General features: G+C 68.3%; 4 protein-coding genes. All 4 read left to right on the plus strand.

All coding sequences use genetic code 11. The features are described from left to right. Positions 1-2,085 (plus strand): RelA/SpoT family protein (locus tag V7Q81_RS14500; RefSeq protein WP_333844677.1); only part of this gene is annotated, 2,085 nt, incomplete at its 5' end. A 22-nt stretch (positions 2,086-2,107) separates the two neighbouring features. Further along, the gene (locus V7Q81_RS14505; protein ID WP_333844678.1) at positions 2,108-2,947 is read left to right on the plus strand and encodes a mechanosensitive ion channel family protein; all 840 of its coding nucleotides are present in this window, start codon (positions 2,108-2,110) and stop codon (positions 2,945-2,947) included. A 1-nt stretch (position 2,948) separates the two neighbouring features. Then, the gene (locus tag V7Q81_RS14510; RefSeq protein ID WP_333844681.1) at positions 2,949-3,791 is read left to right on the plus strand and encodes a magnesium transporter MgtE N-terminal domain-containing protein; all 843 of its coding nucleotides are present in this window, start codon (positions 2,949-2,951) and stop codon (positions 3,789-3,791) included. Continuing rightward, positions 3,781-5,103, plus strand: a complete 1,323-nt coding sequence (gene mgtE, locus V7Q81_RS14515; RefSeq protein ID WP_333844684.1) for a magnesium transporter — start codon at positions 3,781-3,783, stop codon at positions 5,101-5,103. The genes V7Q81_RS14510 and mgtE overlap by 11 nt, the downstream gene beginning before the upstream one ends. The last annotated feature ends 105 nt before the right edge of the window (positions 5,104-5,208 follow it).

The raw sequence follows: 5,208 nt of genomic DNA on the forward strand, positions 1-5,208 counted from the left end.
CTGCTTAGCCGGGCGCTCGAGAAGGCGCAGGCCCTCTACGGCGATGCTCGGCGACCGACCGGGGAGGGGTTGCTGGAGCACGCGCTGGGGGTCATGGAGATCCTCGACCAGTTGCGGCTTGACGCGGATGCGCTGGCGGCGGCGCTCCTCATGGACGCCCCGGGCCGGATGGAAAACGCCGCGGAGAGGCTCGCATCGGAATTTTCTCCCGCCATCGCGCGGCTCACGGAGGGGGTTGCTCGCATGGGCCAGATCCACGCCCTATCCGGCACGGCCGCTCAGCAGGGGCAGGCAGAAGCTTTGCGCAAAATGCTGCTTGCCATGGTGGAGGATTTGCGGGTGGTGCTGATCAAGCTGGCCGACCAGCTCCAGACCCTGCGGGCCCTGGCGGGCTCCTGGGCGGCGGCCTCCAGCGACGCCGCCCGGGCGATCGCCCGGGAGACGCTGGATATCTTTGCCCCCCTCGCCAACCGGCTCGGGGTGTGGCAGCTCAAGTGGGAGCTCGAGGATCGGGCCTTCTCCCTCCTGGAGCCTGCCCTTTACAAGAAGATCGCCGCCCAGCTCGACGAGCGGCGGGTGGACCGGGAGCGCTACATCGGACGCGTGATCGTGGTGCTCAGGGAAGAGCTGGCCCGTGCCGGGGTTCAGGCCGAGATCACCGGGCGGCCCAAGCACATCTACAGCATCGTCAAGAAAATGCGCCGCAAGCGGGTGCCCTTCGAGGAGATCTACGACGCTCGGGCGGTGCGCATCCTGGTGAAGGAGGTGAAGGACTGCTACTCCGCGCTGGGAGTGGTGCACAACCTGTGGACGCCGATTCCCAAGGAGTTCGATGACTACATCGCCAAGCCCAAGGGCAACCATTACCGTTCCCTCCATACCGCCGTCATCGGTCCAGAGGGCAAGGCACTGGAAGTGCAGATCCGCACCTTCGAGATGCACCAGCACTCGGAGCTGGGGGTGGCCGCCCATTGGCGCTACAAGGAAGGGGGCCGGAAGGATCCCCGCTACGACGACAAGATTGCCTGGGTGCGGCAATTGCTCGAGTGGAAAGACGAGCTTGCCGATAGCGCAGAGCTGGCCGAGCAGTTCAAGACCGCTCTCTTCCAGGACACGGTCTACGTGCTCACACCCCAAGGACGAGTGATCGACCTGCCCCGGGGCTCGACCCCGGTGGACTTCGCCTACGCCGTGCACACCGACCTGGGGCACCGCTGCCGTGGCGCCCGCGTGAATGGGGCCATCGTGCCCCTCACTTATCGCCTGGAGAACGGCCAGCGGGTGGAGATCATCGCCGCCAAGCAGGGCGGGCCATCCCGGGACTGGCTGAATCCCGAGCTGGGCTACCTCCGCAGCGCCCGCGCTCGCGCCAAGGTACGGCAGTATTTCAAGAGCCTGGAGCTCGGTCAGACCTTGGCCGAGGGCCGAGCGATCGTAGAGCGAGAGCTCTCCCGCCGGGGCCTCACGGCCATGGGTCTGGAGCAGGTGGCCCAGCGGCTTCATTTCTCCAAGGTGGAGGAACTCTTTGCAGCAGTGGCTCGCGGAGACGTGAACCAGCGGGCGCTGGCCCAGGCCCTGGGGGAAAAAGTCGCCCCGGCAGCCCAGGAGGAAGCGCTGGGGCCGCGCCCCCAGGCCGCCCCGTCGGCCACGGGCATCCTGGTGGGCGGGGTGGGGGACTTGCTCACCGTTTTCGCCCGCTGCTGCCGGCCGGCGCCGCCCGACCCGATCCTCGGTTACGTGACCCGCGGCCGCGGGGTGTCGGTCCACCGCCAGGGCTGCACCACCCTCGCCAAGCTGATCGAGCGCCATCCCGACCGGGTGATGGACGCCACCTGGCGGGTGAGCGAAGGGATGACCTTCGAAACCGACGTGGTGGTGGAGGCGAACGACCGGCCGGGGCTGCTGCGGGACATCTACGAGGTGGTGGCTCGGGAGCGAATCAACATCACCGCGGCCAACACCCTCACCCGGGGATCGGGAGCGCGCATGTTCTTTACCTTGCGCGTTGCCAACCTGGAACAGTTGAAGCGCCTGCTCGCCCTGGTGAGGGAGGTGCCGGGCGTGGTGCACGCACTCCGGCGCTGAATCGCGCAAGGGAGGAGGACCCATGACGGCGTGGGACAGACTCGGCGCGTCCCTGGAGAACGCCTTCCTGGAGGTGGGGGAGCGCCTCGCCAGCACCGTGCCGGGCCTTCTCGGCGCGGTCGGGCTCCTGCTCGCGGGCTGGCTCGCGGCGCGCCTTCTGCGGAGGGTGGCGGTGCGGCTGACCGGCGTGCTGGAGCTGCTGCTCTACCGACTGTCCCGAGCTCGTGGTGTCGAGCCGCCCCGCCTCCCTTCCGCCACAGCGGAGGGGGTGGGCGGCGTGCTGTTCTGGGTGGTAATCCTCTTCTTTGCCGCCGCGGCGAGCCACGTGCTGGGCTTGGACATTTTTTCTTCCTGGCTCACGGGGCTGGTGGCCTACGTGCCCACCCTGGTGGCAGGGGCCTTGATCATCCTGGCGGGCGTGCTCCTGTCAGGGCTCGCCCGGGACCTGACCGCGGCGACCTTGTCCACCCTGCCGCAGGCCCAGCGGGCCCTGCTCGCCCGCATGGTCCAGGTCACCCTCCTCACCAGCGCCCTCGTGATCGGCGCCGACCAGATCGGGGTCAAGATCACCTTCCTGGTCATCTTGGCCGCCGTGGTAATGGCTGCCGTGATCGGGGGTGTCGCGCTCGCAGTGAGCCTGGGTGCGCGGGCCTACGTGGCCAACTTGATCGGCGCCCATTATCTGCGCCAGACCTTCGGCGTGGGGCAGCGCATCCGGGTGGGCGGCCTGGAAGGGACGATTCTGGATCTCACCCCGGTGTCGATCGTACTGGAGGTGGAGGAGGGTCGGATCACCGTCCCGGCCAAGGTGTTCAACGAGGAGCCGATCGTGCTGCTCACCGAGCGGGACGGGAACGCCTGAGGTGAGCGGGCTTACCCTGGCCTTCGTGGGAGACCATCCGGCCGAGGCGGCCCGGGTGCTGGAGGGGTTGCCTGTGCCCGAGAGCGCTGCTTTCGTGGCGCGGCTGCCCCCGCGGCTGGGCGCCCCACTCCTGCGGCACATGGCGCCCCTCTATGGGGGAAGACTCCTTGCCGTGTTGGAGGAGAAAACGGCCCTCGCGCTGATGGAGCGCCTCGGTCCACAGGAGGCGGCTCGATTGCTGCAGCAGCTTCCGAGCGAGCGCCAGGCCCGGCTGCTCCAAGCGCTGCCGGTCGCCACGGCTGTCGCCCTGCGCCTGCTGATCGGCTATCCCCGGGGCACCTGCGGTGCGGCGATGGATCCCTGGCCCCCGGCGTTCTCCCCGGAGACCCTGGCAGCGGAGGCGCTCGCCCAAGTGCGCGCTTTCGATGGAGATCCGGCAGACGCCCTGTTTGTGGTCAACGGAGAGCGGCGTCTGCTGGGCGTCGTTCCCTTGGCGGTCTTGGTCAAGGCGGCACCGAGGGACACCCTGGCAAGGCTGATGCGACCTGCGGTGCATGCAGTGTTTGCCCAGGCCACTGTGGCCTCGGTGGCGCAGCACCCCGGCTGGGCGGAGCTTCACGCGCTGCCGGTGGTGGAGCGGGACAACCGGCTCGTGGGCCGGTTCCATCGCGGCCTCTTGCAGGCCAGCAAGTCCTTGCCCGCCCAGGCTGCTGAAGGCGCCAACCCGACAGTGGGGCTCGCCAGCGCCTACTGGCAAGTCTTTGCCACCCTCGTCCAGATGATATTGGAAGTCTTGCCCGCCGTACGACCCATCAATGGAATGAGGAATCCCAATGAGCGCTGAGCTTCGCCTGCCTGCGGAATCGGCCCTGGAGGGTCGCTATCTTAAGGATTATCCCCGGGAGGCTGCCCGTCGCCTGGAGGCCATGCCCGCGGAGGAAGCGGCGGAGGTGATCGCCGCCCATCCCCTGGCCCGGGTGGTGCCGGTGTGGGAGCAGTTGGCGGCGGACGTGCAGGAGCGGTTGCTCGAGTGCCTGCCCGAGGCGACGGTGGCGCGCCTGTTCTCGGAAATGGATCCGCCGCTGGCCGCCGAACTGTTGCTGCGCTTGGAGGCGCAGGCTCGGACCCGCTGGCTCGCTCGGATGGAACCGGCAGCGGCCAAGCTGGCGCAGCGGCTCATGGCCTATCCCCCCGACTCGGCGGGCCGGCTCATGGATCCTCGGGTCGTGGGCTTGCGGCCCGAGATGACCGTGGCGGAGGCGCTTGCCCGAATGAAGGGCTTCCGCCGGACCCGGGCCCTGCGGGAGTTGTTCCTGGTGGACGAGGCAGGGCGTCTGGCGGGCCGGGTGGAATTGCAGGATCTGGCGGTGGCGCTGCCGGAGGAAATCCTCGCGCAGCTCTCCCGCCCGGTGACGGCGGCGGTGCTCGATCTGGCCCCCAGGGAAGAGGTAGTGGAGCGCATCGAGCAACACCGCGTCCCCGCCCTGCCGGTGGTGAACGTAGCCGGGCGCTTGATCGGCGTGATCCACCAGGGCGCCTTGGTGGCTGCGCTGCAGGAGGAAGTGAGCGTGGACATCCAGACCATGGTCGGGGCGAGCAAGGATGAGCGGGCCTTGTCGAAGGTGTCCTTCGCGGTCGTCAAGCGCCTGCCCTGGTTGCACGTCAATCTGGCCACCGCCTTCCTGGCTGCTTCGGTGGTGGGGCTGTTTGAGAACACCATCGCCCAGGTGACCGCCCTGGCGGTGTTGATGCCCGTGGTGGCCGGACAGTCGGGTAACGCCGGCGGCCAGGCCCTGGCGGTCACCATGCGCGGTCTGGCCCTGCGGGAAATCAGCCCGCGGCATCTTTCTTGGGTCGTGTTCAAGGAGGTCCGGGTGGGGCTCCTGAACGGCCTAGCGGTGGCGGCCACCTGCGCTTTGGGGGTGTACCTGTGGAGCGGCTCCCCCGGGTTGGTGGCGGTCATTGCTGCGGCGATGGTGGTGTCCATGGTGGCCGCTGGGCTCGCGGGGGCAGCGATCCCCCTCCTGCTCACCCGCCTGGGGCAGGACCCTGCCCAGTCTTCCACCATTTTCCTCACTGCCGTGACCGATGTGGTGGGTTTCCTGTCCTTCCTTGGAGTGGCGACCCTGTTTCAGGGGTGGCTAAGCGCCGTTTGAAGGGCATAGGCGAATCCGGTAGAATCCGAAGCTTCCGATAGGCGCGTAGCTCAGCTGGTTAGAGCATCACCTTGACATGGTGGGGGTCGGTGGTTCGAGTCCACT

This window comes from Pelomicrobium sp. (assembly GCF_036803785.1).
Lineage (GTDB): Bacteria > Pseudomonadota > Gammaproteobacteria > Burkholderiales > UBA6910 > Pelomicrobium.

What these genes read in the sequence shown, in the direction of transcription:
- mgtE (WP_333844684.1), top strand. Translation starts at nt 3,781, where the DNA reads ATGAGCGCTGAGCTTCGCCTGCCTGCGGAATCGGCCCTGGAGGGTCGC.
- V7Q81_RS14505 (WP_333844678.1), top strand. Translation starts at nt 2,108, where the DNA reads ATGACGGCGTGGGACAGACTCGGCGCGTCCCTGGAGAACGCCTTCCTG.